We start from the raw sequence: 26,069 nt of genomic DNA, 5'->3' as shown, positions 1-26,069 counted from the left end.
CGGCGCGATCTCCCAAGTCTGGCTCCGCGGAAAAATCGGACCGGTGCAATTTAGGGTTGCACGACATCACCGCCAGAAGGGGCGAGGATCGAGGCATTTCGCCGCTTGATGAGATTGAAGACGGCTTCGTTGGCGTTCCTTCCGTCCTCGAAAAAAACGGCCGATGCGAGGAATGCATCGGCGCTAGAAAACATCGGCTGGCCCCGCGGATCAGGTCTTTTCATCGCTTGCCATACAGGCTATACAGCATTGTATGTTCAATAGCCATACACATCGGTAGAGGATCAAAGCCATGTGGCGACCGCGCCTGAATGAAGCCTCGCCCATGAAGTATCTCGGCATTGTCGAGGCGCTTGAGGCGGATATCCGCTCGGGAAAAGTGGCGCGCGGCGACCGCGTCCCGCCTCAGCGCGCGATCGCGGAAGCGCTCGAGGTCGACCTCACCACCGTTACCCGCGCGTTCAACGAGGCCCGACGGCGCGGGCTCATCCAGGCCCAGGCCGGCCGCGGCACCTTCATCTCGGAGAGCATGGAGGGCGCGGACTCGCCCGACGTTCTTCAGCCGGTCCTCGACCTCAGCATGAACATCCCGCCGCAGCCGAGCGCGATGGATTTCCGCCGGATCTTCCCGCAGGGCGTGACCAGCGTACTCGGCAGCCCGCGCGGCCTGATGACCCTCCATTATCAGGAGAGCAACGGCATCGAGCCCGACCGCAAGGCCGCCGCGTCGTGGCTCGGTCAGAGGATCGACTCAGTGACGGCCGAACGGATCATCGTGACGGGCGGCGCGCAGTGCGCGCTCTTCGCGATCTGCGAACTGCTCCTGACCCAAGGCGACGTCGTGGCGGCAGGCGCTATGACCTATCCCGGCCTCAAGGCGGTGGCGGCCCAGAAAGGCCTCGTCCTGGAACCCCTCGCGATGGACGAGTACGGCATCATCCCCGACGCTTTCGACAAGGCGTGCCGGGACAAGAAGCCGAAGGCGCTCTATGTCGTGCCGACGATCGACAACCCCACCACCGCGACCTTGCCCGAAGAGCGGCGGCGCGCGCTGGTTGCGCTGGCCCGCGAATATGGCGTCGTGATCTTCGAGGACGATTCCTATGCACCGCTGCGGCCGGTGCGCTTGCCTGCGATGGTCGAGCTGGCAGACGATATCACCTGGCATATCGCCACGCTGTCCAAATGCGTGACGCCGGCGCTGCGCATCGCCTATGTGATCGCGCCGAACGCGGGAAAGGCGCGCCGGCTCGCCGCTGTATTGCGTGCGACGATCCTCATGGCGCCGCCGCTCATGTCGGCGTTGGCGAGCCGCTGGATCGTCGAGGGCTCGCTCGACGAGGTGACCGCGGCGATCGCCGAGGAGAATATGGTGCGCCAGAAGCTCGCTGCCGGGATCCTCGATGGATGCCGCTTTTCGGCCGATGTCCACGGTCATCATCTCTGGCTCTATCTCCCGGAACATTGGCGGGCGACCGACTTTGCGGATCATGCCGACCGCGCCGGCGTCTCGATCGTGCCCGCATCGACGTTCGCCATCACCGCCCATCCCGTGGAAGCGGTCCGCATCTCGATCGGCGTCGCGCCTGATCGTGGTGTGCTGGAAGATGGATTGACCCAATTGGCGGGCCTGATCTCCGAGCCGGCGCTCGGTACCAAGGCCGTCGTCTAGCCTCCCAAGGAGCAGCCCCATGTCCGACACGTTCAAGGCCGCCGTTGTCCAGGCCGCACCCGTTCTCTTCGACACGCCCAAGACCATCGCCAAGCTGGCCAATCTCACCCGCGAGGCGGCCAGCTCCGGTGCTTCCCTGGTCGTGTTCCCGGAGGCGTTCGTCGGCGGCTATCCCAAGGGGCTCGACTTCGGTGCGCGGCTTGGAAGCCGCAGCCCGCAGGGCAGGGATGACTTCCTGCGCTATTATGAGAGCGCGATCGACGTGCCCGGCGCGGAGGCGGCTCGGCTCGGCGAGATCGCGCTTTCCAACAATGTCCATCTCGTCGTAGGCGTGATCGAGCGCGACGGCGGCACCCTCTATTGCAGCTCGCTGACCTTTGGACCGAACGGACGGCTTCTCTCGAAGCACCGCAAGCTCATGCCGACGGCGCTAGAGCGCCTGGTCTGGGGCTTTGGCGACGGCTCGACCATCGGTGTTGTCAACACGCCGATTGGCCGAATCGGAAGCGTGATCTGCTGGGAGAACTACATGCCGCTCCTGCGCACGGCGATGTATGCGCAGGGGATCGAGCTCTATTGCGCGCCGACGGTCGACGATCGCGACACCTGGCTGCCGACCATGCGGACCATCGCGATCGAGGGCCGGTGCTTCGTGATCTCGGCCTGCCAATATCTCACGCGCGCGGACGCTCCGCCCGGTTACGATGCAATCCAGGGCGATGATCCCAAGACCGTGCTCATCCGCGGCGGCTCCTGCATCGTCGATCCGCTCGGCAATATCCTGGTCGAACCGGACTTCTCCGGCGAGATGATCAGGATCGCCGATATCGATCGGCGCGTGATCGTCCGCGGCAAATATGATCTCGATGTCGTCGGCCACTATTCGCGGCCAGATGTCTTTCATCTTTCAGTGGATACCGGCGCGAAGTCGCCGGTTGTCTTCGCGCGACAGGCTGAATTCGCAGCACTGCACGAATCTGACGCTGCCGCTGCAACAGGGGAGGCGAAAGCATGTTCGGATTAACGGCGCTCGAACTGGCCCGCATCCAGTTCGGGTTCACGGTTTCCTTCCACATCATCTTCCCGGCGATCACGATCGGCCTCGCCAGCTATCTCGCAGTCCTTGAAGGCCTCTGGCTTTGGAAGAAGGACACGGTCTATCGCGATCTCTATCATTTCTGGTCGGGGATCTTCGCGGTCAACTTCGCGATGGGCGTCGTCTCCGGCCTGGTCATGGCTTACCAGTTCGGTACCAACTGGAGCTATTTCTCCACCTTCGCCGGTAGCATCACCGGGCCGCTGCTCGCTTATGAGGTGCTGACGGCCTTCTTCCTGGAGGCCGGTTTCCTCGGCGTCATGCTGTTCGGCTGGAACAAGGTTGGGCCCGGCCTTCATTTCTTCGCCACCATCATGGTTGCGATAGGCACGCTGATCTCCGCGACCTGGATCCTCGCCTCTAACAGCTGGATGCAGACCCCTCAGGGCTTCGAGATCATCAACGGCCGCGTCGTACCGACCGACTGGATGAAGGTTATCTTCAACCCGTCGTTCCCCTATCGCCTCGCGCACATGACGATCGCGGCCTATCTCTCGACCGCGCTGTTCGTCGGCGCCTCGGGCGCCTGGCATCTGCTGAAACGCCGCGACACGCCGGCGGTTCGCACCATGCTCTCGATGGCGATGTGGATGATGCTGATCGTAGCGCCGATCCAGATCGCGGTCGGTGACGCCCACGGCCTCAACACGCTCAAGCACCAGCCGGCCAAGATCGCTGCGGTCGAAGGCCATTGGGAGAATACCAAGGGCGAAAGCGTGCCGCTGATCCTGTTCGGCGTGCCCGACATGAAGGCCGAGGAGACCCATTATGCGATCGAGGTGCCGTATCTCGGCAGCCTGATCCTTACCCATGAGCTCTATGGTCAAATCCCGGGCCTGAAGGAATTCGCGCCCGAGGATCGGCCCAACTCGACGATCGTCTTCTGGACATTCCGCGTGATGGTCGGGCTCGGCATGCTCATGCTGCTGCTCGGCGTCTGGGCGCTCTGGCTGCGCTGGCGACGGCGTCTCTACGAGAACCGATGGTTCCTGCGCTTCGCGCTCCTCATGGGGCCTTCGGGCAGCATCGCGATCCTCGCTGGTTGGATGACCACGGAGATCGGCCGTCAGCCCTGGGTGGTCTATGGCGTCATGCGCACCAGGGACGCGGTTTCGAACCATAGCGCGCTCGCGCTGTCGACGACGCTGATCCTCTTCATCGTCATGTACTGCGCGGTGTTCGGCACCGGCATCAGCTACATGATGAAGCTTGCGGCCAAGGGCCCCCACGCTAGCGCTGACGGCGAAGCCGCACACGAGAAGGGCCAGGCCTTGCGGCCCGCCCGACCGCTGTCGGCCGCGCCCGACGATATCGACCCGATTGGCCAGGGAGACTAACGATGGGAATCGACCTTCCGCTTCTCTGGGCGATCATCATCGCCTTTGGCCTGATGATGTACGTCATCATGGACGGCTTCGATCTCGGCATCGGGATCCTGTCGCCCTTCGTTCCAGCCCGCGAGGATCGAGACACCATGGTGAACACCGTGGCGCCGGTCTGGGACGGCAACGAGACCTGGCTGGTGCTGGGCGGCGCGGCGCTGCTGGCAGCCTTCCCAATGGCCTATTCGGTGATCCTGAGCGCGCTCTATCTGCCGCTGGTGCTGATGCTCGCAGGGCTCATCTGGCGCGGCGTCGCCTTCGAGTTCCGCTTCAAGGCGGACGAGGGGCACAAGCTGTTCTGGGACAAGGCCTTCGCCTGGGGCTCCTACATCGCCACCTTCTTTCAGGGCGTGGCGCTCGGCGCTTTCATCAACGGCTTCCGCGTCGAGAAGGGTGCTTATGCCGGCGGCCTTCTCGACTGGCTTACCCCTTTCAGTTTGTTCACCGGCGTGGGGTTGCTCGTCGCCTATGCGCTGCTCGGGAGCACATGGTTGGTGATGAAGACCGAAGGCACGCTTCAGCAGCGCATGCGCCGGCTGGCACGGCCAGTGACAATCGCGTTGTTCGTCATCATCGGCGTCGTCAGTCTCTGGACGCCTTTTGCCCATCCAGAGGTGGCGGGTCGCTGGTTCTCCCTGCCCAACCTCTATTTCTTCCTACCTGTGCCTCTGTTGGTGCTGATCGCGACTGGCCTCATCCTGCGCTCGCTCTCGCGAGACAGCCATGCCGCGCCCTTCGTGCTGACACTGCTCCTGCTATTCCTCGGCTATACCGGCCTCGCGATCAGCCTTTGGCCGAACATCATCCCGCCGGCCATATCTATCTGGGAAGCAGCCTCGCCGCCCGAGAGTCTCGGTTTCGCGCTGGTCGGAGCGCTCTTCATCATCCCGTTCATCCTCGCCTACACCGCCTGGTCCTATTACGTCTTCCGCGGAAAAGTCCGGGTCGGGGAGGGCTATCACTGATGCGCGCCACGGACCGTCCGCGCCGCCTGTGGCTCGGCCGCTTCGGCTGGCTCGTACTGATCTGGGCAGCGAGCGTCCTCGCGCTTGGCATTGTCGCGATGGGATTTCGCTGGCTCATGAATCTTGCGGGACTGACGACAGGATGAACCACTGCCCCGTGTGGCGAGCCCCGTTGGACGAGACGATGCAGAAAGCCGTTGCCCAGCTTCGATCGACCGGCTTTGCCCGACTCGAGGCGACGCAGTGGCAGGGCCTGCTCGGCCTGGCATCCGAAGGTTATCGCCCCTACGCCGACAGCTGGGATCGCCTCGATCCGGATCGATGGATGGGAGACGGCGGTACCTATCGCAAACGCCGGTTCGCGACCTTTGGTCTCGATGGTGACACCATAGCGCGCAAGCCGCACCAGCCGCACTATCAGAGCCGCATTCACAACCAGCTGAACGGCGGGGTGGATCGCTGGTTCTCACCCGTTGAGCCCGAGATCGCCGACCATCCGATAACACACGGCATCCTGGGCCTCGGGGCGGCGTTCGCGCGCCGGATCTCGGAGACCGCGGAGATCAACTGGCACGGCGAGATGCACCAGTTCCGCATCGAGGCGAAGCCGTTCGAGCGGGCAACCCCGACTCCCGAAGGCCTGCACCAGGACGGGGTGACGCTCGTCATCATGATGCTGATCGCGCGCCAGAACCTGGTTGGCGGGCTGACAGGCATCCGGGATCTGGAAGGCCGCCTCCTCGCGGAGGTCGAGTTGGCGTCACCCTTCGAAATGGTCGTGCTCGACGATCGGCGCGTGCAGCACGTCGTTAGCCCTATAAAGCCGGTGAAAGGACCGGACAGCGCCATCCGCGATGCCCTGGTGCTGACCTTCCGCGAGGAGAGCTGCATCGACAGGCGCCCGACAACGCGGAGATAGAAGCCATGTCCTATGCTTCTCAGAAGGTGGACCGCGGCAGCATGTCCGAGCCCTCGCTGATCAGGAAATCGCGGAGCGCCGCGGCGGCGGGGGTGAGCGCGCGACCGGTCATTGTTATGCAAAACCACTGGCGCACGATCGGCGTTGCCTCCGCGGCCAGCACCACGAGCCTTCCCTGATGCACTTCCTGCGCAACTGTGTGCGCGGAGATCATCGCAACGCCCAACCCAGCCATCACCGCCTGCTTGATCGATTCGTTCGATCCCATTTCCGTGCCCAGATTGTCCATCTTCGCGGGCACGTCGGTGAAATAGAGTTCAAGGGCCATACGGGTTCCCGATCCGCTCTCGCGCAGCAGGAACAACTCGTTCGCCAATCGCTCCTTCGTGATCATCCGCTCTCGGGCAAGCGGATGGTCGGGTGGCGCGATCACGACGAGCGGATGATCGCCAATGACCGCCGCCTCCAAAGCTATCCGGCGCGGCGGGCGTCCCATGATCACCACGTCAAGCGCACGCTGGCGGATCCGCGTAATCGTCTCCGCCCGATTGCCGACGAACAGGCGGATCTCGATATGAGGATGCGCGGCCTGGAAGGCGGCGATCATTGCCGGCGCGAAATATTTGGCGGTGGAAACAACGCCCATCCGCACGCGGCCCATCCGCCCATGCACCAGCGCATCGATCTCGTCGGACAGCGCGGCCATGCGCGCATGCAGGTCGTCCGCGCCCGAGATGACCGCGAGGCCAAGCTCGGTGGGTACCAGGCCGGCCTTGGTTCGATCGAAGATCGACCCGCCGACTTCCAATTCGACCTGCTGGATCTGCAGCGTGACCGCCGGCGGCGTAAGCCCAAGTTCCTGCGCTGCCTGGTTGACCCGACCGGTCCGGGCCACGGCTCGCACGGCGTTGAGCTGGCGAAGCGAGAGGTTGAGCATGCCTAAGAGTTAAGTTTCCTTATTTCATAGGTCAATAGAATAAACTTGGCTAAATCATCGGAGCAGGCGACGTTCGCTTCAGCCCGATAACAAAAAGGGAGAGAAGGCGGTGACGCTGGAACGGACACTTGAGACGCTTGCCAGTGACGGGGGCTCCCGCGCGGATGTCGCAGCGGTGATCGATGGGATCGCCCAAGCTGCGGTTTCAGTGCGCGATATCATCGCGGATGGCGCGATGGGTGCGGCGCTCACTGCGCAGCGCGGAACGCAGAACAGCGACGGCGACACTCAGTATGAGCTCGACGTTCGTGCGGACGAACTCTTCATGGCCGCGCTGCGTGACGCTCCGGTCGGGCTCTATGCGAGCGAGGAACTCGATCAGCCCGTCCGACTGCGGCCAGATGGTCCGCTCGCCGTCGCGATCGACCCGCTTGACGGCTCGTCCAACATCACGACCAATGTCTCGATCGGAACGATCTTCTCAGTCCTGCCCGTGCTGGACGGGGCCGATCCGCTGGCGAGCTTTCTTCAGCCGGGTGCAGCGCAGCTCGCCGCCGGGTTCTTCATCTATGGTCCCCAGCTGTCGCTCGTCCTGACATGGGGCGAGGGGACATACATCTTCGTCTATTCTCCACGCCAGGAGACGTTCGTCCTTTCTCAGCGCGACGTCCAGATCCCGCGCAAAGCGGGCGAATTCGCGATCAACGCCTCGAACCTTCGCCACTGGGAGGAACCGACCCGGCTCTACATCGCCGATTGCCTTCAGGGGAACGAAGGACCGCGCGAGAAGGACTACAACATGCGCTGGATCGCGGCCGTGGTCGTCGAGTGCTATCGCATTCTCCAGCGCGGCGGCGTGTATCTCTACCCCGCCGACACGCGCCCGGGATATGGGCGCGGGCGGCTGCGCATGGTCTATGAGACCAGCCCGATCGCGATGCTCGTGGAGCAGGCCGGCGGCCAGGCCACGGACGGCGCGCGGCGTCTGCTCGATCTCGTGCCCGACACGCTCCACGCGCGCACGCCCTTCGTCTTCGGGTCGGCCGATGAGGTCGCCCGCATCGGGCGCTACCACAGCGATCCATCCGCCATCGGCGAACGCGCTCCGTTATTCGGTTCGCGCAGCCTGTTTCGCGCCTGAAGGGGGAGGGACGATGTCGGCAAAGCATCCGATCATAGCCATCACCGGCTCCTCCGGCGCCGGCACGACCACCGTCAAGGACACCTTCGAGAAGATCTTCACGCGCGAAAAGGTCAAGGCCGCCTTCATCGAAGGCGACGCTTTCCATCGTTTCGACCGCGAGGAGATGCAGCGCCAGGTTGCCGAGCAAAAGGCGCGCGGGATCGAATTCACCCATTTCCACGCCGACGCCAATGAGCTCGAACGCCTCAAGGACGTGTTCGCCGAATATGGCCGGTCAGGGCAGGGGCAGACACGCCATTATGTCCATGACGACGCCGAGGCCGCCCGCCTCGGGCAGCGCGCGGGCACCTTCACGCCATGGGAGGATTTCGCCGAAAGCGATCTGCTCTTCTACGAAGGGCTCCACGGCTGCGCGGTCACCGACAAGGTCGACCTGCCGCGCCTGTGCGATCTCAAGATCGGCGTCGTGCCCGTCATCAATCTCGAATGGATCCAGAAGATCCATCGCGACCGCGCGATGCGCGGCTATTCCACCGAAGCGGTGACCGACACGATCCTTCGGCGGATGCCGGACTATGTGCACTATATCTGTCCGCAATTCTCGAAGACGGACATCAACTTCCAGCGGGTGCCGATCGTCGACACCTCCAATCCTTTCATCGCGCGCTGGATCCCGACGCCGGCGGAATCGATCCTCGTCATCCGCTTCGCGCGGCCCCAAGGCATCGATTTCCCTTACCTGCTGTCGATGATCCACAACAGCTACATGTCGCGCGCCAATTCGATCGTCGTGCCCGGCGACAAGCTCGACCTTGCGATGCAGCTCATCTTCACGCCGCTCGTCCACAAGCTGGTCGAGCGCAAGAACAGGAGCGAATGACATGTTCACCCCTGATCTCGCCGCACCGACCGCGGACCAGGCCGATGAGCGACGCATGGCCGCCGCCGTCCGCGCGCTCGCCATGGACGCTGTGCAACAGGCCAATAGCGGCCATCCAGGCATGCCGCTGGGGATGGCCGATGTCGCCACGGTGCTGTTCCACCGCTTCCTGAAGATCGATCCCGCGCATCCCGACTGGCCCGACCGAGACCGGTTCGTGCTGTCCGCCGGTCACGGATCGATGCTGCAATATGCGATCCATTACCTGCTCGGCTATACCGACATGCCGATCGATGCGCTTCGCGCCTTTCGGCAGCTCGGCAGCACGACACCGGGGCACCCCGAATACGGGCATACGCTCGGAGTCGAGACGACCACCGGTCCCCTCGGCCAGGGAATTGCTACCGCGGTCGGCATGGCGATCGCGCAGCGCATGGAAGCAGCCCGGTTCGGCGAAGCGCTCTCGAACCATCGGATCTATGTCATCGCCGGCGACGGCTGCCTGCAGGAAGGCGTGAGCCAGGAGGCGATCGACCTCGCCGGGAACCTGCGGCTCTCCAACCTGGTTGTGCTCTGGGACGATAACCGTATCTCCATCGACGGCGCCACGTCACTGTCGAGCCGCACCGATCAGACCGCGCGCTTCAGGGCGAGCGGATGGCAGACCTTCTCCATCGACGGCCACGACCACGCGGAGATCGCCACCGCGCTCGAGGCCGTGGCAAAGGCGCAGGGGCCGGTGCTGATCGCCTGCAGCACCGTAATCGGCAAGGGAGCCCCGACGGTCGAAGGGACCGAAAAGGCGCACGGCGCGCCTCTCGGGGAGGCCGGCTGCGCGGCCGCCCGCGCAGCGATGGGCTGGAACCATCCGCCGTTCGAGATTCCCGACGAGATCGTGGCCGCCTGGCGCCAGATCGCCCACCGGGGAGCGCAGGCGCGCCGCGACTGGCTGACCCGCGTCCAGGCGTCGCAGTGCGGCGGAGACTTCCTGGCTTTCCACGCGTCGCCCGTTCTCGGCGGCGTCCGACAAGCCCTGGATGAATTCCGCCGTCGCCACCGCGCCGAGGGGACGCGCATCGCGACGCGGAGAGCCTCGCAGCTCGCATTGGAGGCGATCAACGCGACAACGAACCAGACCGTCGGCGGTTCGGCGGACCTCACGCACAGCAACCTGACGATGACCTCGCAGTTGCGCGCCGTCACCGCCGTGGACTTTGGCGGGCGATACCTTCACTTCGGCATTCGTGAGCACGCCATGGCGGCGGCGATGAACGGCATCGCGCTCCACGGCGGCTTCATTCCCTATGGCGGCACGTTCCTCTCGTTCGCCGACTATGCGCGCGGCGCGATCCGGCTCTCGGCGCTGATGGGCATCGGCGTGATCTATGTGATGACGCACGATTCCATAGGGCTCGGCGAGGACGGTCCGACCCACCAGCCGGTCGAGCATCTGGCGATGCTGCGCGCGACCCCTGGCCTCAGCGTGTTCCGGCCCGCCGACGTGATCGAGACCGCCGAGGCCTGGCAAGTGGCGCTCGACCAGCGCGACCGCCCGACCGTTCTCGTCCTCTCGCGGCAGGACCTGCCGATGCTGCGCGATCCACATGCGCCGACCGAGAACGCCGCGGCGCGCGGTGCCTATGTCCTGCGCGAGCCGGTGGGCTGGCGCGACGTCACGATCCTCGCGACCGGATCAGAAGTCGAGCTGGCGGTCGCGGCCGCGGAGCGCCTGGCAAGCGAGCACGCGATCGCGGCCGCCGTCGTCTCGATGCCCTGCTGGGACCGTTTCGAAATGCAGGACGAGCGCTATCGCGCCGATGTGCTCGGTACGGCGCCGCGCGTCGCGATCGAGGCCGCGGCTCGGCTCGGTTGGGACCGCTGGATCGGGGAGCGGGGCACTTTCATCGGCATGCAAGGCTTCGGCGCTTCGGCGCCGGCCGACCAGCTCTACCGGCATTTCGGGATCACCGCAGATGCCGTCGTCGACACCGCGCAGCGCGCGGTCGCCGGCGCGCGCATCGCACTGGAGGAATAGGACATGGCACTGATTACGCTGAGGCAGTTGCTCGATCATGCCGCGGAGCGCGGCTATGGCGTACCCGCCTTCAACATCAACAATATGGAGCAGGCGCTGGCGATCATGGACGCCGCGCAGGCCTGCGACGCGCCGGTGATCCTCCAGGCGTCGCGCGGCGCGCGCTCCTATGCCAACGACATCATGCTCGCGCACATGGTCGAGGCGCTGGCCGAGATCTATCCGCAGATCCCCATCTGCATGCACCAGGACCATGGCAACAGCCAAGCGACCTGCCTGAGCGCGATCCGTCACGGCTTCACATCGGTGATGATGGACGGATCGCTGGAGGCGGATGCGAAGACGCGCGCGTCCTACGAGTATAACGTCGCGATCACCGCGCGCGTCGCCGAACTCGCCCATGCGGTGGGCGCGTCCGTCGAGGGCGAACTGGGTGTGCTGGGCTCCCTCGAGACGGGGATGGGCGAGGCGGAGGACGGTCACGGCGCGGGAGGGCGGCTTGACCACGATCAACTGATCACCGACCCCGACCAGGCGGTGGACTTCGTCCTGCGCACCGGCGTCGATGCGCTGGCGATCGCGTGCGGCACGTCGCACGGAGCCTATAAGTTCACCCGCGAGCCCGATGGCGACATCCTGGCGATGGGGGTCATCGAGGAGATCCACAGCCGGCTGCCGAACGTGCATCTGGTGATGCACGGCTCCTCCTCGGTGCCGCAGGAGCTGCAAAACGTCATCAACGACAATGGCGGCGCGATGCCGCAGACGTTCGGCGTCCCCGTCGCGGAGATCGTGCGCGGCATCGCGCACGGCGTCCGCAAGGTCAACATCGACACGGATTGCCGCATGGCGATGACCGGCCAGTTCCGCCGGATCGCTCGCGAGCATCCCTCCGAGTTCGACCCGCGCAAATTCCTCAAGCCCGCGATGGACGCCATGCGCGACCTGTGCCGCGAACGGTTTGAGGCGTTCGGCGCGGCGGGCAATGCATCGCGCATCCGGCCCATCGCGCTCGCCGAGATGGCACGCCGCTACACCTCGGGAGCGCTCGCACCGGCGACCGCCCGCCCAGACGCCGCATGAATTCGGGAGAAGAGACAATGGACACAGAAAGCCACACGCAGGTCCGCGGCTCAGAGCGCTATAAGGCGGGCGTGCTCAAATATGCGCAGATGGGCTATTGGGACGGCGACTATCAGCCCAAGGACACCGATATTCTCGCCCTGTTCCGGGTCACGCCGCAGGAAGGCGTCGATCCGATCGAGGCGGCCGCGGCGGTAGCCGGCGAAAGCTCGACCGCCACCTGGACCGTCGTCTGGACCGACCGGCTCACCGCGTGCGACCAGTATCGCGCCAAGGCCTACCGGATCGATCCGGTGCCCGGCGTGCCGGGGCAGTATTTCTGCTATGTCGCCTATGACCTCATCCTGTTCGAGCCGGGATCGATCACGAACCTGACCGCGTCGCTTATCGGCAACGTCTTTTCGTTCAAGCCGCTCAAGGCCGCGCGGCTCGAGGACATGCGGTTCCCGGTCGCCTATGTGAAGACCTTCAAGGGGCCGCCGACGGGCATCGTCGTCGAGCGCGAACGGCTCGACAAGTTCGGACGCCCGCTGCTCGGCGCGACGACCAAGCCCAAGCTCGGCCTGTCAGGCAAGAATTATGGCCGGGTCGTCTATGAGGGCCTCAAGGGCGGCCTCGATTTCATGAAGGATGACGAGAATATCAACTCGCAGGCCTTCATGCATTGGCGCGACCGGTTCCTCTACTGCATGGAAGCGGTCAACCGCGCGAGCGCCGCGAGCGGCGAGATCAAGGGCCATTATCTGAACATCACCGCCGGGACGATGGAGGAGATGTACCGCCGCGCCGAGTTCGCCAAGGAGCTGGGCTCGGTCATCGTCATGGTGGACCTGGTGATCGGCTGGACCGCGATCCAGTCCATCTCGGAATGGTGCCGCCAGAACGACATGATCCTCCACATGCACCGCGCCGGGCACGGAACCTATACGCGGCAGAAGAACCACGGCATCTCGTTCCGCGTGATCGCCAAGTGGTTGCGCCTTGCGGGCGTGGACCATCTCCATGCCGGCACCGCCGTCGGCAAGCTGGAAGGCGATCCGCGCACGGTCCAAGGCTATTACAACGTCTGCCGCGAGATGCAGAACAAGGTCGATCTCGAACGCGGCATCTTCTTCGACCAGGACTGGGGCGATCTCCTCAAGATCATGCCGGTCGCCTCGGGCGGCATTCATGCAGGGCAGATGCACCAGCTCCTCGACCTGTTCGGTGACGACGCCGTTCTGCAGTTCGGCGGCGGCACGATCGGTCACCCGATGGGGATCCAGGCCGGCGCCACCGCCAATCGCGTCGCGCTCGAGGCGATGGTGCTCGCCCGCAATGAGGGGCGCGACATCGCATCGGAAGGGCCGGAGATCCTTCGTGACGCCGCCCGCTGGTGCCAGCCGCTCGCGGCCGCGCTCGAGACCTGGGGCGACGTCACCTTCAACTATGCCTCGACCGACACCTCCGACTTCGTGCCGACGGCCAGCGTCGCCTGAGCGAAGACCGAACCGAAAGGACCGATGCAATGCGCATCACACAAGGATGCTTCTCCTTCCTGCCCGACCTCAGCGACGAGCAGATCTCCGCCCAGGTCGAATATTGCCTGCGCAACGAATGGGCGATCGGGATCGAGTTCACCCAGGATCCGCACCCGCGCAACACCTATTGGGAGATGTGGGGCAATCCGATGTTCGACCTGCGCGACGCCAAGGGCGTCATGGTCGAACTCGCCGAATGCCGCACGGCCTATCCGGAATGCTATATCCGGCTCAACGCGTTCGATTCCACTCGCGGCTTCGAGACGGTCCGGATGTCGTTCATCGTCCATCGCCCGGCCTTCGAGCCGACGCTGCACGTCATCCGGCAGGACGTCCGCGGACGTACCGCCAACGTCACGCTCGAGCTCCAGCGATGAGACCGGCCGAACCCGTCCAGAGCGGCGCCGCGCCGCCGGCCACATTCGATCTGCACGCCGAGTTCGCATCCTCGGGCGTTGCGGAGGTGATCGAGACGCTTGATCGCGAGCTGGTGGGGTTGGCGCCGGTCAAGCAGCGCATCCGCGAAATCGGTGCGCTGCTGGTGGTTGAGCGCGCGCGCAAGGCGCTCGGCCTCGCCTCCGCGCCGCCGACGCTGCACATGAGCTTCACCGGCAACCCCGGCACGGGCAAGACCACGGTCGCGATGCGCATGGCGGAAATCCTCCACCGCCTCGGCTATGTTCGCAAGGGCCATCTGGTCACGGTGACCCGCGACGACCTGGTCGGGCAATATATCGGCCACACCGCGCCCAAGACCCGCGAAGTGCTCAAGCAGGCGATGGGCGGCGTGCTCTTCATCGACGAGGCCTATTATCTCTACCGGCCCGAGAACGAGCGCGACTATGGTCAGGAGGCCATCGAGATCCTGCTTCAGGTGATGGAGAATAACCGAGACGACCTGGTTGTGATCCTTGCCGGCTATGCCGACCGGATGGACACCTTCTTCGCCAGCAATCCCGGATTCCGCTCGCGTATCGCCCACCATGTCGACTTTCCCGATTATGACGACATCGAACTCGTCACCATCGCGGACCGGTTGCTGGCCGAACAGAATTATGCATTTGACGAGGAGGCGCGCGCACTGATGGAGCGCTACGTCGCGTTGCGCCGTGCCCAACCGCATTTCGCCAACGCCCGTTCCATCCGCAACGGTCTCGATCGCGCCAGGCTGCGTCAGGCGGTGCGGCTTTTCGGTGGCGCCGACGGCACCGTGAGTGCCGCCGAACTCGGCACCATCCGCGCGCCTGACATCGCGCAGAGCCGCGTCTTTACCCAGAGCTCGCCCGACGGCGAGGCGGCGCGATGATGCGTCCGATCATCGCGCCCTCGCTCCTTTCCGCGGATTTCTCGCGGCTAGGGGAGGAGATCGAGGCGGTCGAGCGCGCTGGTGCGCAATGGCTGCACCTCGACGTCATGGACGGCCATTTTGTGCCGAACCTGACCTTCGGTCCGCCCGTCATCAAGGCGCTGCGGCGATGGAGCCAGTTGCCCTTCGACTGCCATCTGATGATCGAGCCGTGCGACGCCTTCATCCCCGCCTTTGCCGAGGCAGGCGCCGACATCATCACCATCCATGCCGAGGCAACTCCGCACCTCGACCGCTCGCTCCAGCTCATCCGCTCGCTGGGAAAGAAAGCGGGCGTGGCGCTCAACCCATCGACCCCGGAATCGGCGATCGGCTATGTGCTCGATCGCATCGACCTAGTCCTGGTCATGAGCGTCAATCCGGGCTTTGGCGGGCAGTCCTTCATCCCGTCCGCCGTCGACAAGATCGGCCGGCTGCACGCGCTGATCGGCGAGCGGCCGATCGATATCGAGGTCGATGGGGGCATCACCGCCGAGACCGCCCCGCTGGTCTGCGCCGCGGGCGCCAACGTCCTCGTAGCCGGCTCGGCGATTTTCCGAGGCGGAACCGGCGAAGCTTATGGCGAGAACATCGCCACTATCCGGGAGAGTATCGCGGTCGACGGAACCAGCGTCAATCGCGCGGTCGCTTGAGGAAGGGCCAGGCAGAAAATCCGCCCCGACGGGGATACAAGCATCCCCGCCGCAGCGATCACAGAACTAGAGGGCGGCATCTCGCTGTTGTTGCGAGCGCAATCGAAGAGGCTCTATTTCAATGACGACCGACGCGCGAAAGACCTTCACGATCGAAGGCGGCGCCATCCATGATATCCGGTCCTTCTATGGCGAGATCAATCGCATCTTCATGGCCGACGAGGACTGGAAGCTCGGCGAGAGCCTCGATGGGTTGAACGATCTATTCTACGGCGGTTTCGGCGCGATCAGCGGCGATGAACCGGTGACGTTGGTCTGGCGGGAAATCGAGAAGAGCGCGACCGATCTCGGCCTTGAGGCCGCGCGAGGCTGGCATCGCCAGAAACTCGAACACCCCAAGACCTTCGATGCAACGCAGATTCAGCGCAGCCTAGACGCGCTCGAGACCGGCGAGGGCAAGACCTATTTCGAGATCGTCTTGGACATCATCGCCGACCATCCGAACATCGATCTCGTGAAGGCCTGATCGCGTTCCTTCTTTCGCCCGATTAAAATTGCACGAGCGGATCCAGCGTTCATGAAAGCGCAAAGAACCGAGTCATAAGACGAGGAATAGAAGAATATCTCGGAATAAAAATTGGGGATTTAAGGAAATGGATAATCCATCGTGAAAAATTCGACGCTGCGATTGACTGTATTGACTGCATTTGTTGTCGCGATGACGAGTGTGTCAGACGTAGTGTTCGCCAAAGGATGGACTTCGCGGGAATCGGTCTCGGTTTCTTTTGAACCCTGCTATGGATTCTGTCCGGTTTACGATCTCAAGATCCAGGCGGACGGGACCGTGCTCTTCCATGGCGAGCGGCATACCGCCGTTCTGGGCGACCGGAGCGTGCGCAAGACGCCGGCGACCTATCGCAGGGTCCTGCGCTCGCTCGCATCGTTCCGCCCCGCCAACGGCACGACCGCGGATACCAAATGCGTGGACCGGGTTACCGATCATCCACATTTCAGGATCGTCTGGAAGGAGTCGAACGGCCGGGAGACCGTGCTGCGGCACGACACTGGCTGCTTTTCGCCGACGAACAAGCGGCTCAACGCCGCGGTTGACCATCTGCCGGGCCTGCTCGGTGTCGCCGGATATGCGAAGCAGACCCAGAGCCCGGGTGTATCTCGGGGCTGATTCCAGCTCGCGAGGCGAACGGGAAAGGGGTGTTCCGACGTCGGAACACCCCTTATGAACAAGCGGAGCCGTTGCCCTGAAGCCTGTTCGATCGGCTTACATTTCCAGAACCAGGCTCTCGCGCGGTGCGAGCCAGCGCCTGGGCTTCACCGCCCCGAGCAAAACGGGCACGCCACTTGCGACGCGTTTGGGCTCACTAGAAAGTGTTCGGTCGCCTCTGGCTTGCCAGGCGGGCCAAATCTCCCAACCGTTGGAGCAACCTGGGGACCATCTGAGGCGCCGCCCATTGCCTGCGGCCACGCCCAGCAGGAACTACATCGATTTTGCGAGCTCAATCGCCGTCGCGCGTGCCGGACCGCGTGCTGCTGCGTCTGCCTCGGGTCCGTAGAGTGTTCCCTCCGCAACGATTGCATGGACGTCGGTGATCCCGACCATCCGCGCCCAGATCTTCATATAGGCAATCTGGTGATCGAAATCCTTCTCTGGATAGTCTCCGCCGAGCTGCGCACCGCGAGCGGCAGAAAGCACCAGCTTCCGGCCCGGGAGCAGCCCGACCATGTTCTGTCCGTCGAAGCTGTAAAGCACGTCCTTTTGAGTCACCGCATCGATAAGATGCTTCAAGCGATAGGGAATACCGAAATTCCACATCGGAACGCCGATCACGATGATATCGGCAGCATGAAAAAGCTGACCGAGTTCCCTGACCGTCGCCCAGACACGCGCCGGCTCGCCCGTCATTTCAGTGCCGGCGAGGCTTGCATATTTCGCCTCGAGTGCCGCGCCGTCAAAGCTTGGAAGGTCCATCTCCCAAATGTCGAGCTTCCCTACCGTCCGGTCGGGATCCTCGGCGCTCCAGGCTTCTACGAAACGATTAGCGATATCCTGAGACGCCGAGATTGTTCCCCGGGGTGAGCCTACGATGTGAAGCAGGTGCGGCGCCGATTTACCCGGCCAGATAGTGGCTTCTTCCATCTCTGATTCTCCAGAATCGAGTGAACGATCCTGTTCACTCGATTCTGGCGCTACCGTCTCGCGACATCCTGGTCAATAATTCAATGAACGATATTGTATTGTTAATATGGATGAGAGGGAAAGGGATGCGGTCGGCGCGCTTTCAGGCGACAATGGCACTTGGGAAGACCGGGCTGGTCCAGCGTTCCAGCGGCGCCGCGTCTGGCCATGACGAACCGACAGCCCAAGACATCACCCATGTTTCGGCTAGCTTGCCGTCTTCGATCCGGTAGGACTGCATAGCCGCGCGCGTCTGGAAGGCGCTTGTGATGCGATCGGTCCAGCGCATCGACACCCGATACCACGCACGATCCCCTTGGAAGCTATAGTCATAAGCAAAGATCAGGAAATCGGGCCGGTCGTGCTTAAGCGCGACGATCTCGGCGGCATAGGTTTCGGGTGTGACGATGCGATCGCCGGCTTCTTCATGTCGAAGATAGCGCGGCCCCACACAGGTCGGAACGAGGTCCAACTCTCCATGGTTCCAGACGCGCTCCCAACGGTCGAACAGGGCGCGCGTGACATCGATATCGGACATGGTCTCTTGTCTCCGTTTGGCGAGGCCGGGGCAGGCATCATCCCGGCGGGCTGAGCAAAATCTCTACGGGCGTGGATGGAGAGGCAGCGACGCGGATGTGCCGCGTAACCAACCGCAAACCAACTCGGCGATTTCCGGATCGTCCTGTCCCTGTCGCGCTAGCGACTGCCATGTCTGAAATTGAACGGCACATCCCAGAGTCGCGCGGACACGCGCAATCGTTGATGCGTCAGGGACAAGATGTTCGACCAGATCGTCCCGAATGGCATCCAGGAAATTGCGCACGCGACGCATCGGATCCGCGAGCGCGGGCACGTCAGACTCGTCCCTGAATGTCAAGGTCCACATCTGTTCAGTCCGACGATAATAGCCATAGAGTTGGCTCAAGGCCCTCAGCACCCGTGCGCAGCCGGATTCCTTTGCCCATGTGGAGGGCTCAGGAATCGGATTGGCAGCGAACCAATGCGCGGTGCACGCTTTGAACAGAGCATCTTCGTCCGGGAAATGACGATAGACGGTAAGTCTCTGCACCTGAGCGCGTTCGGCCACACCACTTATCGTGGTGTCTCGCGGGCCAAGCGTTCCATGGAGATAGACCGTGGCCTCGATAATCCTGCGCCGGGTTTCTCCTTGGGTCGCGGCTCGTTGCCCAAGCGTATAGCGTCGCTTTGTCATTGGACGAACATATATGTTCACTGAAAACTTGCAATAGGCTTGGCAACCGGACGGACGGCGATGGCCGGGGCTCACCGACGGTGCAGAAAGCCGATCTCACCACTCACGAGGGTAGAACTTTAGTCTCAGGCAATGCCAAGACTTCTCTAACCGCACTGTAAAATAAGCAATTTATCTTCTCGTGTGGTGGAATCAAGTTCGTTTCATGACCGTCACCCCGGGCTTGCCCCTGGATGACGAAATCAATGTGCCGAACTTCAGATTCAGGTCACTAGGCCGTAGACTCCTAAGCACGGAGCCAGAGCCGCATTGAGGCTAGTTGGACCATGGCGAGGAAGTTAGCGGCCAGTTTGTCGTAGCGGGTATGCGGCTTGCCGCGCAGCCCGATCAGCCGCGTAAGCTCCCGGGCGACCCGCACGCCCGACAGCGACATGTCCGCCACCAGCGCCAAGCATTCGCGCGTATGTCGCAGCCTCAGCCGCTGCTCACATCTTGAAGGTGACTCCGAACCAATAGGATCGTCCCGGCGTGGTCGAGGTCGTGGTCGAGCCAGAATCGATGCCGGTCTGCTCAACCCAATAGCTGTTCGTCAGGTTGCGCGCCTCGGCGAAAAGCGTCGCTTGCGGCAACAGCTTGAACGTGGCCTGCGCGTCGAGGCGGGCATAATGGTCGACCCAGATGTCGCCGGGCTGCGTCGCACCGAACGTGCCTGTAAAAGTGCGCCCACGGAGCCGATAGGCGAGGTTCGCGCCGAAACGGTCCTGCTGATAGGTCAGGATCAGGTTGGCGAGCCATTTGGGCTGGTTGCGCAGGCCATCGACGGTGCGCGTGGAGCCATCGGTGAACACGACGTTCCACTTGCCGTCGAGCAGCGTGAAATTGCCGTTGAAGCCGAAACTGCCCAGCACACCAGGGAGGAAATCGAACCTGTCCTTCACGAAGCTCAGCTCAAGTCCGTTCACCCGCGCGCTGCCGGTGTTGAGGGGTATCGTCTCGATAAGCGTGAGCACGCCATTGGCGTCATAGGTGTTCCGGACCTGCCGGAAGGTCTCGCCCTCCAGATCCTTGCGGAACAGCCCCAGCGACAGATAGCCGCCCCGGAAATACCATTCGATGCTCGCATCGTAGTTCCTGGATTTGCGGGGGCCGAGATCGGGATTGGCGCCGCTCACCACCTGCACGCCCGCTGAATTGAACGAGACCGTCACGCCATTCGCGAAATCCTGAAAGTCGGGCCGGCCGATCGTCTCGGTGAAAGCCGCGCGCAGCTTCAGGCCGGCAACGGGTTCCCATGCGGCCTGCACGTTCGGCAGAACCTCGGCGTAGTCGCTGCGCCGCGTCTGCGGCGTGATGACGCCGGAGAGCGTGCTCGCGGTCCGGTCATCGACATTGGTCCGCTCGACGCGCACGCCCGCGAGGATTCGCAGGCCCGGCATCGTCCAGGTCGCCGAGAGATGGCCGGCAAGCACATCCTCCTTGAGCCGATAGTCCGTGGTCAGCGCATCGTCCTGCGAGAAGGTGCCGTTCCGGGTGACCCAATCGATATAGGCCGAACGGTTGATGAAAGTGGGATCGGAACCGCTCGCCATTTGCTGGCCCGCGCCCGGATCGAGGAAGTCGGAAAGGCGCAGCACCGTCCCCGCAGGGATGGTGTAATTGTAGGTGGTCTGGTTGAAAGTGCGGTCGAGCCGCCGCCAGGAGGCGCCGCCGATCAGGCCGAAGCCGCGCGCGTTGTCCTGCGCGTTCCAGTTCAGCTCCGCGCTCGCATTGTAGACGTTATCGCGGTGCGGCAGGGTCTGGAGGAAAGCCGCGCGGCCAGTGCGCGAGAGCCAGTTTGCAGGATCGGACGCGGCCGCATCCGAGGGACCGTCAAGGACGATGGTCGGCGTCTCGCGGTCGAGATTGTAGCTGCCGGCGAGGTTTGCGGTCTGGAACCGCTCGGACCGGAACAGTGCCTCGTCATGATTGTAGCGCGTATAGGCGGCGCGCAGCGCGAGCGACACCCGATCCGCAATGCGATAGTCGAGGCCGCTGCCCAGCAGGATGGTCTCGCGATTGAGCCGGTACTGCTCGAAATAAGTCTCGCCGGTGCCTTTCGTGAAATCACCGCTCGTCGGCGTGGCGTCGGTGACACGCGTACCGGTGATGAACGTGCCGCCACGGTTGAAGGACTGCGCGAGATTGTCGTCGAAATAGCTGATGGAGAGGAAGCCGTAATATTGGTCCTCGGAGCGCGTCTCCAGCTTGCCGAACACGGCCTTGCGCCGCTCCTTGGTCGGAAATATGCCGTGGAAGATGTCGCCGTTGGCAACGTCCCGGCCGCTGATCTGGCTATAGGCGGTGACCTCGTTATAGCGGTCGAAGAAGCTGTATTGCTGATATTCGCCGCCAAGCACGACGCCGAACTGGTGGTCGGCGCCGAAAGTGAACTTGCCCGCGCCATCGAACCGCAGCGACGGGATGCCGCTTGCCGGATAGCCGTCCTGATCCGATTGGCCATAGGCGGCCCGCAGCTTCAGATAGCTGCCCGTGCCGCCATCGAACGCGCGCAGCGTCCGCAGCTCGATATGGGCGCCGATCGAATTCGCGTCCTGATCGGGAAGCACGGTCTTGTAGACATTGATTTGGTTGATGACCGAGGCGGGGAAAACATCAAGCTGGGTGCCGCGATTGTTGCGCGAGGAATTCCAGATGATGTTTCCATCGACGTCCATTGAATTGTAGCGGGCGTCGAAGCCGCGCACGGTGACGGTGCGCGCCTGGGAACTGCTGAAACCGCGATCCGAGCTCACCCCGGGAATGCGGTCGAGTACCTCGGCCAGCGACCGATCCGGCAATCGCTCGATCTCCCGCTGCGTCAGCGTGTCGACGATCTGGCCGGCCTCGCGCTTTGTCTGGGCGATCGATTGGTTGAGATCCTTGAAGCCGGTTACGATGATATCCTCGCTGCCGGACGGGGTGGCGTTCGGCTGGTCGGAACCGCTGGTTTGCGCCCATGCGGCCGCCGGCATGATTGCCATAAGCAAGGCTGTACCTGCCAGCATCCTGACGCGCGAATGTCCCGTCATAATTCCCCCTTCTCGGTTTTGTCGCCGCAGCGCTCATCCGCCCGGTGACTCGGTTGAGCGTGCCTCTACCCTGGCCAGGAGACAGTTTAATTACATAAGTAAAATTAAGATGGGGAGGTTATCGAAGCTGCCCGCGGTTGATAGGAAGGACCGGGAGGGAGATTCTTCTTGAGCGACATCAACCTGTCCGCGAACGAGCGACGCCTGGTGGATCTGGTCTGGCGGCGCGGGCCGATCGCGCGGACCGATCTGGCCGACATCACGGGGCTGACCGCCGCTTCTGTGACGCGGATGGTGCGGACGCTCGACGCGCTTCGCCTTGTCGAGGAGACCGTCAACCGGGCGGGTGCGCGCGGGCAGCCGACCCGGCCGATCCACATCAATCGATCCGGCGCACAGTCGATCGGCGTGTATTTCTCGCATCGTCACGCCGAGATCGGGTTGATCGACCTGGGCGGAACGATCCTCCATGCCGAGACCCATTCCTTCGAGAATGCGGAGCCGGCGAGGCTCGGCGCGCTAACGGCGGCGTTCATCGGCGCGGTCCGGGAGCGCGGTCTGACGGAAGGGGCGGGCCGCCTGCTCGGGGTCGGGATCGCGGTGCCGGCGGACTTCATCGACGGCGCACGCCGGCTTCACGCCCACGCCTTCTTCCCTGAACTGGCCCGCGAGGATGCCCTTCTCGAGCTGGCGGCGAAGCTGCCAGCGCCTGTCTATATCGAGAACGATGCCGCGAGCGCCGCGCTCGGCGAGCGCATCCTCGGCGCCGCGCAGCATTTCGAGTCCTTCCTCCTGGTCCATATCGGCCATGGCGTCGGCGGCGGCATCATGGTGGATGGCCGGTTGCTGCGCGGCGCTCATGGCAATGCCGGCATGATCGGGATCCAGTTTCCGAGCGATCAGCCACGTCCCTCCGGTCAGGATCTGTTCGCCGCTCTCCAGCGGGAAGGCATCGCCGTAGACGATTTCGCTGATCTCGAGGCGTTGAGCGTCCAGATCTGTGCGCCCTTGCGGAGCTGGATCAAGCGAGCAGGCGCGCAATTGCGCGAGCAATTGGGCGTCACCGCACGGCTGTTCGATCCCGAAGCGATCCTGATCGGGGGTCGCCTTCCCATGCCGCTGCTGCAGGCTCTGCTCGCCGAGGTGAATATCCCGGCCTTCTGTAACGAAGGGGTCGGGTTGCCGCGCCCGCTGGTCGTGGGATCGATGCTCGGCCCCCACGCCGGCATGGTCGGCGCTGCCGCCTTGCCGATCTTCCGGCGCCTACTCGATTGGCGCGACAGCGACAGTTCCGCGCCCGGCCTGCTGCTGGGCGCGAGCTGATCGTCACGGCTGGCCCTGGCATAGTGCCGGCCCGCTCTGGGGATCACATCGCACGAAGCCGCTGCCAAAGCGCACCGAATAGGACGAAAATCGCGGATCGGAGTTTGGGTAGTCGGTTGCAATGAAGGTCGCTCCGCTGCGAAAGGCCAAGTCGCGGCGGCGGGTGTCATTGGCTCGTGCTTCTTCCGTATCCGCGTCCGCCCGAGTGTAGACGAGCATCCCCATCCGGCGCGCGTCCACGATCCTGGGATCGGCGGGGTTCGGCAGGATGGCGATACGATCATGTGGGCCTGCGCGTAGGGGCGCATTCTTCGCTGGCCTAGCGGCCGTGAAGATGATGTCGTCCCCATCGCGGTCGGTTTCAGCGCGATAGCTGCGGGCATGCTCTTCCTCGTCGAGCAGCATCACAATGACCCGACCGCGAATGCTGCCGAGCGTCGGCCATTTCGATCCAACGCCATTGGGCGCAAGCAGCGTGCTGCCGAACGCCTCCGTCAGCGCCAGTTTCAAGCGCCGCCACCCGTCGTCGCACAGTCCCGCGCAGCCGGGCCGGGGGTGCTCGGCATTCTTGACCTCGATCATAAGGACGATCGGGAGATGATCGGGATGCGCTTTCGACCAGCCGGCGATCTCTGTCAGGCAATCCGCGAACAGCGGGCAATTGCTGCGCGGATCATAGGCTGGCTTGTGGATCGTCTTGAACCCGGGCGCGCGCATCACGCCCGACGGATCCCAGCGAGCATCCGGCTGCGCGCCATTGATCGCCAGCGTATCGAGAAAGGGAGGGTGGACATAGAGTCCGCCTTGCGGATCGTCGCGAATGTCGAGCTCCAGGGCGCGGACGCCCCGGTCGAGCTGGGCGGCGAGGGGTTCATGCCCATAATCGGTCGCCCGCGCGAGCCGCGGTCCCGGCCAGGCAGGTCCATCGCCGAGCTTCCCGTTGCGCAGGAGCGCCAGCAACGCCTCATCAGGCCGCTGATGGTAGCTGTTGTGGGTGCCGATCATCTGAACCTGGTCGAGGCGCAGTCCATCCCATGCATGTTCGTCAGGCTCGGGCGCTTGGAGTCCGGCCTGCGCAAGCCCCGCCAAACCCAACATCGCTAATCCGCGCATAACAACCCTTTCTTTGCTTGGTTTATCCTCACTATAATTACATTATGTAAGTTAAGAGACGGTCGCAAGCGCTCCGTTCCGTGCGCTGCCGGGTCATGGTCATTGACGCGCAACATTAAGGGATCAGGCGACGAGAATGACGGAGGGCCTGTCACGGACGCGGGAGGATATCGCTGCCTTTTTGCTCGGGCAGTGGGCGAAGACGGTGCCGTGGATCATGCTCGAGACCTATGGCCTTGCCATCTGGAGTAAGCAGCTCGTGAACACGCCAGCTATCGCGGGCACGCTCGTGTTGCTGACGATGATCGTGCATGCCACGCTGGACCTGCTGATCGGTTCGCAGGTTGACCGATTGATGCCATCCAAGGTGCGGATGCTCGCGGTCCTCGGTCTCGTGACGGGCGTGCCGCTCCTCATTCTGGCGATAGGCGTGCCACCGAGCGTGTCCCTTTGGATGTGCGTCCTTGCCTTTTTCCTGTTGCGCTCGAGTTATGCCGCGTTCGATGTGCCCCATAACGCATGGATGACGAGCCTCGTGCGGCAGGCGGGCGACGCCGGATGGCTGGCGAGTGGGCGCCTCATGGCGACATTTCTTGCTACCATGACGGTAGCCATGCTCGGTCAACGGCTGCTCGCGCCGGAAGGGACAGTCACGATCTGGCTAGCGGTTGTCGTGGCGCTCCTCTGGGGGCTTGGCTGCGCGCCGGCGGCGTCCCGCTTGACGGCGCGCGCGCCAATCGTCTCGCGATCGGAGGTTCGCGCTTTGTCCAGTTGGCAATGGCTGCGCGACAAGGAGGTGGTTTTGCTGTTGCTGCTGACCGCAGCCAACGTCATTCTTCTCGCATTCACCTATGCCTCATTCGCGTTTTTCGCCCAAGAACGTCTCGCCGACATCCGCTGGGCTGGGTGGGTCGTTGGTGCAGTAGCGAGCGGTAAGATCGCGGCACTCCCGGCCTGGGGGATATTTCGCGGCAGTCGCTGGCGCGCAATGGGCGCTGCCTTTGGTCTTTGCGCTCTGGGGGCGGCGATGCTCGCCGTCAGCACGAACCGAGCACTGTTTCTGTTGGCCGCCGGCCTTCTTGGCGCAGGTGCCGGTGGTATCAACGTGACGAGTTGGTCACTGCTGCCCCCGCTAGCCAACCGGCTCGACCTAACTCACGGCGAAGTGAGCGCACGTCTGACCGCCGGCTTCACCGCGATAACGAAGGTCGCTACAGGCGTTGGAGCGTTGGTGCTCAGCCTGACGCTTCCATTTGGAAGCTCACAGGCGGTGATCGATATTCGCTTCGCTTTGGTGAGCGCTGCGTTTCTTGTATGTTTTGGGGTCATTCAGATTTTTGCGCGCGGTATTGCGGGTAGCACAGCGCAGGTGGCGAGCTAAGCAAAGTGTTGATCGGTCACGAACATTGCCAGCCATACACCACAGAGAGCCAGACGAAGAACAGCGGCTGAGAAACCAGAAGGGTCGCCGCAGTCCGCGACCAGCCCCGGACGAAAAGAGGGGGCCGTCTGTAGGCCCCCTCTCGG

At 63.6% G+C, this 26,069-nt stretch carries 25 protein-coding genes; 18 read left to right on the top strand and 7 right to left on the bottom strand.

The window, feature by feature from the left end; all coding sequences use genetic code 11:
- The first annotated feature begins 292 nt into the window (after window positions 1-292).
- From CAF53_RS01760 to CAF53_RS01735, 6 genes are read left to right on the top strand one after another with little or no spacing between them, the layout of a single operon-like run.
- A complete protein-coding gene (locus CAF53_RS01760; protein WP_100237102.1) occupies window positions 293-1,672 on the top strand; it encodes a PLP-dependent aminotransferase family protein in 1,380 nt (459 codons plus the stop codon).
- A 19-nt stretch (window positions 1,673-1,691) separates the two neighbouring features.
- A complete protein-coding gene (locus tag CAF53_RS01755; protein ID WP_100237101.1) occupies window positions 1,692-2,696 on the top strand; it encodes a carbon-nitrogen hydrolase family protein in 1,005 nt (334 codons plus the stop codon).
- The gene (locus CAF53_RS01750) at window positions 2,684-4,105 is read left to right on the top strand and encodes a cytochrome ubiquinol oxidase subunit I (RefSeq protein WP_100237100.1); all 1,422 of its coding nucleotides are present in this window, start codon (window positions 2,684-2,686) and stop codon (window positions 4,103-4,105) included. Before CAF53_RS01755 ends, CAF53_RS01750 begins: the two co-directional genes overlap by 13 nt.
- A 2-nt stretch (window positions 4,106-4,107) precedes the next feature.
- Window positions 4,108-5,115, top strand: coding sequence for a cytochrome d ubiquinol oxidase subunit II (cydB, locus tag CAF53_RS01745; RefSeq protein WP_100237099.1), 1,008 nt, complete (start codon window positions 4,108-4,110; stop codon window positions 5,113-5,115).
- Complete coding sequence (locus tag CAF53_RS01740; protein WP_100237098.1) at window positions 5,115-5,261, top strand: DUF2474 domain-containing protein; 147 nt, start codon at window positions 5,115-5,117, stop codon at window positions 5,259-5,261. The genes cydB and CAF53_RS01740 overlap by 1 nt, the downstream gene beginning before the upstream one ends.
- Before the next feature lie 26 nt (window positions 5,262-5,287).
- Window positions 5,288-6,034: a 2OG-Fe dioxygenase family protein gene (locus CAF53_RS01735; protein WP_197707329.1), complete on the top strand. Its 747-nt coding sequence runs from the start codon at window positions 5,288-5,290 to the stop codon at window positions 6,032-6,034.
- A 19-nt stretch (window positions 6,035-6,053) separates the two neighbouring features.
- Here CAF53_RS01735 and CAF53_RS01730 read toward each other — a convergent pair whose 3' ends face one another.
- A complete protein-coding gene (locus tag CAF53_RS01730; RefSeq protein ID WP_100237097.1) occupies window positions 6,054-6,971 on the bottom strand; it encodes a LysR family transcriptional regulator in 918 nt (305 codons plus the stop codon).
- A 109-nt stretch (window positions 6,972-7,080) separates the two neighbouring features.
- Between CAF53_RS01730 and CAF53_RS01725 the strand changes: the two genes are divergently transcribed.
- The 10 genes from CAF53_RS01725 (at window position 7,081) to CAF53_RS01680 (ending at window position 16,814) form a co-directional block, all read left to right on the top strand.
- Complete coding sequence (locus tag CAF53_RS01725; protein WP_100237096.1) at window positions 7,081-8,112, top strand: class 1 fructose-bisphosphatase; 1,032 nt, start codon at window positions 7,081-7,083, stop codon at window positions 8,110-8,112.
- 13 nt (window positions 8,113-8,125) lie between these two features.
- Window positions 8,126-8,995, top strand: a complete 870-nt coding sequence (locus tag CAF53_RS01720) for a phosphoribulokinase (protein WP_100237095.1) — start codon at window positions 8,126-8,128, stop codon at window positions 8,993-8,995.
- A gap of 1 nt (window position 8,996) precedes the next feature.
- Complete coding sequence (tkt, locus tag CAF53_RS01715; RefSeq protein ID WP_100237094.1) at window positions 8,997-11,030, top strand: transketolase; 2,034 nt, start codon at window positions 8,997-8,999, stop codon at window positions 11,028-11,030.
- A 3-nt stretch (window positions 11,031-11,033) separates the two neighbouring features.
- Window positions 11,034-12,113 carry a class II fructose-bisphosphate aldolase gene (gene fba / locus CAF53_RS01710; RefSeq protein WP_100237093.1) on the top strand — a complete coding sequence of 360 codons (1,080 nt, stop codon included), beginning with the start codon at window positions 11,034-11,036 and terminating at the stop codon, window positions 12,111-12,113.
- Window positions 12,114-12,130: 17 nt separating this feature from the next.
- Window positions 12,131-13,591, top strand: coding sequence for a form I ribulose bisphosphate carboxylase large subunit (locus tag CAF53_RS01705; protein ID WP_100237092.1), 1,461 nt, complete (start codon window positions 12,131-12,133; stop codon window positions 13,589-13,591).
- A gap of 29 nt (window positions 13,592-13,620) precedes the next feature.
- Window positions 13,621-14,010 carry a ribulose bisphosphate carboxylase small subunit gene (locus CAF53_RS01700; protein WP_100237091.1) on the top strand — a complete coding sequence of 130 codons (390 nt, stop codon included), beginning with the start codon at window positions 13,621-13,623 and terminating at the stop codon, window positions 14,008-14,010.
- On the top strand, window positions 14,007-14,939 hold the full coding sequence (cbbX, locus tag CAF53_RS01695; RefSeq protein WP_100237090.1) for a CbbX protein: 933 nt from the start codon (window positions 14,007-14,009) through the stop codon (window positions 14,937-14,939). The genes CAF53_RS01700 and cbbX overlap by 4 nt, the downstream gene beginning before the upstream one ends.
- Window positions 14,936-15,631 carry a ribulose-phosphate 3-epimerase gene (gene rpe, locus CAF53_RS01690; RefSeq protein ID WP_100237089.1) on the top strand — a complete coding sequence of 232 codons (696 nt, stop codon included), beginning with the start codon at window positions 14,936-14,938 and terminating at the stop codon, window positions 15,629-15,631. Before cbbX ends, rpe begins: the two co-directional genes overlap by 4 nt.
- A 121-nt stretch (window positions 15,632-15,752) precedes the next feature.
- A complete protein-coding gene (locus CAF53_RS01685; RefSeq protein ID WP_100237088.1) occupies window positions 15,753-16,157 on the top strand; it encodes a ribonuclease inhibitor in 405 nt (134 codons plus the stop codon).
- Window positions 16,158-16,298: 141 nt separating this feature from the next.
- Complete coding sequence (locus CAF53_RS01680; RefSeq protein WP_157801169.1) at window positions 16,299-16,814, top strand: DUF6438 domain-containing protein; 516 nt, start codon at window positions 16,299-16,301, stop codon at window positions 16,812-16,814.
- Window positions 16,815-17,126: 312 nt separating this feature from the next.
- On the opposite strand, the gene CAF53_RS01675 is transcribed toward CAF53_RS01680, so the two are convergent.
- The 5 genes from CAF53_RS01675 to CAF53_RS01650 all read right to left on the bottom strand — a co-directional run bounded on the left by CAF53_RS01675 (window position 17,127) and on the right by CAF53_RS01650 (window position 22,106).
- Entirely contained in the window at window positions 17,127-17,786 is a 660-nt protein-coding gene (locus CAF53_RS01675) for an NAD(P)H-dependent oxidoreductase (protein WP_100237086.1), read from the bottom strand.
- A gap of 142 nt (window positions 17,787-17,928) precedes the next feature.
- A complete protein-coding gene (locus tag CAF53_RS01670; RefSeq protein ID WP_100237085.1) occupies window positions 17,929-18,363 on the bottom strand; it encodes an ester cyclase in 435 nt (144 codons plus the stop codon).
- A gap of 63 nt (window positions 18,364-18,426) precedes the next feature.
- Complete coding sequence (locus tag CAF53_RS01665) at window positions 18,427-19,038, bottom strand: TetR/AcrR family transcriptional regulator (RefSeq protein WP_100237084.1); 612 nt, start codon at window positions 19,036-19,038, stop codon at window positions 18,427-18,429.
- Between the two features lie 286 nt (window positions 19,039-19,324).
- Window positions 19,325-19,489 carry a hypothetical protein gene (locus tag CAF53_RS27475; RefSeq protein ID WP_197707460.1) on the bottom strand — a complete coding sequence of 55 codons (165 nt, stop codon included), beginning with the start codon at window positions 19,487-19,489 and terminating at the stop codon, window positions 19,325-19,327.
- Window positions 19,490-19,523: 34 nt separating this feature from the next.
- A complete protein-coding gene (locus tag CAF53_RS01650; protein WP_100237083.1) occupies window positions 19,524-22,106 on the bottom strand; it encodes a TonB-dependent receptor in 2,583 nt (860 codons plus the stop codon).
- A 168-nt stretch (window positions 22,107-22,274) separates the two neighbouring features.
- Between CAF53_RS01650 and CAF53_RS01645 the strand changes: the two genes are divergently transcribed.
- Complete coding sequence (locus tag CAF53_RS01645) at window positions 22,275-23,429, top strand: ROK family transcriptional regulator (protein ID WP_100237082.1); 1,155 nt, start codon at window positions 22,275-22,277, stop codon at window positions 23,427-23,429.
- A gap of 3 nt (window positions 23,430-23,432) precedes the next feature.
- On the opposite strand, the gene CAF53_RS01640 is transcribed toward CAF53_RS01645, so the two are convergent.
- The gene (locus CAF53_RS01640) at window positions 23,433-24,527 is read right to left on the bottom strand and encodes a Ca2+-dependent phosphoinositide-specific phospholipase C (protein ID WP_157801168.1); all 1,095 of its coding nucleotides are present in this window, start codon (window positions 24,525-24,527) and stop codon (window positions 23,433-23,435) included.
- Window positions 24,528-24,678: 151 nt separating this feature from the next.
- Here CAF53_RS01640 and CAF53_RS01635 point away from each other — a divergent pair, with 151 nt between their 5' ends.
- The gene (locus tag CAF53_RS01635) at window positions 24,679-25,923 is read left to right on the top strand and encodes an MFS transporter (RefSeq protein WP_100237080.1); all 1,245 of its coding nucleotides are present in this window, start codon (window positions 24,679-24,681) and stop codon (window positions 25,921-25,923) included.
- The last annotated feature ends 146 nt before the right edge of the window (window positions 25,924-26,069 follow it).

It is taken from the genome of Sphingobium sp. LB126 (assembly GCF_002795205.1).
GTDB classification, from domain to species: Bacteria; Pseudomonadota; Alphaproteobacteria; order Sphingomonadales; family Sphingomonadaceae; genus Sphingobium; species Sphingobium chungbukense.
The sequence above is the reverse complement of the archived record's forward strand: the minus strand, read 5'-3'. Positions and strand labels throughout refer to the sequence as shown.

What these genes read in the sequence shown, in the direction of transcription:
- CAF53_RS01635 (WP_100237080.1), top strand. Translation starts at nt 24,679, where the DNA reads ATGACGGAGGGCCTGTCACGGACGCGGGAGGATATCGCTGCCTTTTTG.
- CAF53_RS01675 (WP_100237086.1), bottom strand. Translation starts at nt 17,786, where the DNA reads ATGGAAGAAGCCACTATCTGGCCGGGTAAATCGGCGCCGCACCTGCTT.
- CAF53_RS01755 (WP_100237101.1), top strand. Translation starts at nt 1,692, where the DNA reads ATGTCCGACACGTTCAAGGCCGCCGTTGTCCAGGCCGCACCCGTTCTC.
- CAF53_RS01685 (WP_100237088.1), top strand. Translation starts at nt 15,753, where the DNA reads ATGACGACCGACGCGCGAAAGACCTTCACGATCGAAGGCGGCGCCATC.
- CAF53_RS01665 (WP_100237084.1), bottom strand. Translation starts at nt 19,038, where the DNA reads ATGACAAAGCGACGCTATACGCTTGGGCAACGAGCCGCGACCCAAGGA.
- CAF53_RS01705 (WP_100237092.1), top strand. Translation starts at nt 12,131, where the DNA reads ATGGACACAGAAAGCCACACGCAGGTCCGCGGCTCAGAGCGCTATAAG.
- rpe (WP_100237089.1), top strand. Translation starts at nt 14,936, where the DNA reads ATGATGCGTCCGATCATCGCGCCCTCGCTCCTTTCCGCGGATTTCTCG.
- CAF53_RS01700 (WP_100237091.1), top strand. Translation starts at nt 13,621, where the DNA reads ATGCGCATCACACAAGGATGCTTCTCCTTCCTGCCCGACCTCAGCGAC.
- CAF53_RS01760 (WP_100237102.1), top strand. Translation starts at nt 293, where the DNA reads ATGTGGCGACCGCGCCTGAATGAAGCCTCGCCCATGAAGTATCTCGGC.
- CAF53_RS01730 (WP_100237097.1), bottom strand. Translation starts at nt 6,971, where the DNA reads ATGCTCAACCTCTCGCTTCGCCAGCTCAACGCCGTGCGAGCCGTGGCC.
- fba (WP_100237093.1), top strand. Translation starts at nt 11,034, where the DNA reads ATGGCACTGATTACGCTGAGGCAGTTGCTCGATCATGCCGCGGAGCGC.
- CAF53_RS01720 (WP_100237095.1), top strand. Translation starts at nt 8,126, where the DNA reads ATGTCGGCAAAGCATCCGATCATAGCCATCACCGGCTCCTCCGGCGCC.
- cydB (WP_100237099.1), top strand. Translation starts at nt 4,108, where the DNA reads ATGGGAATCGACCTTCCGCTTCTCTGGGCGATCATCATCGCCTTTGGC.
- CAF53_RS01650 (WP_100237083.1), bottom strand. Translation starts at nt 22,106, where the DNA reads ATGACGGGACATTCGCGCGTCAGGATGCTGGCAGGTACAGCCTTGCTT.
- CAF53_RS01670 (WP_100237085.1), bottom strand. Translation starts at nt 18,363, where the DNA reads ATGTCCGATATCGATGTCACGCGCGCCCTGTTCGACCGTTGGGAGCGC.
- CAF53_RS01740 (WP_100237098.1), top strand. Translation starts at nt 5,115, where the DNA reads ATGCGCGCCACGGACCGTCCGCGCCGCCTGTGGCTCGGCCGCTTCGGC.
- cbbX (WP_100237090.1), top strand. Translation starts at nt 14,007, where the DNA reads ATGAGACCGGCCGAACCCGTCCAGAGCGGCGCCGCGCCGCCGGCCACA.
- CAF53_RS01750 (WP_100237100.1), top strand. Translation starts at nt 2,684, where the DNA reads ATGTTCGGATTAACGGCGCTCGAACTGGCCCGCATCCAGTTCGGGTTC.
- CAF53_RS01640 (WP_157801168.1), bottom strand. Translation starts at nt 24,527, where the DNA reads ATGTTGGGTTTGGCGGGGCTTGCGCAGGCCGGACTCCAAGCGCCCGAG.
- tkt (WP_100237094.1), top strand. Translation starts at nt 8,997, where the DNA reads ATGTTCACCCCTGATCTCGCCGCACCGACCGCGGACCAGGCCGATGAG.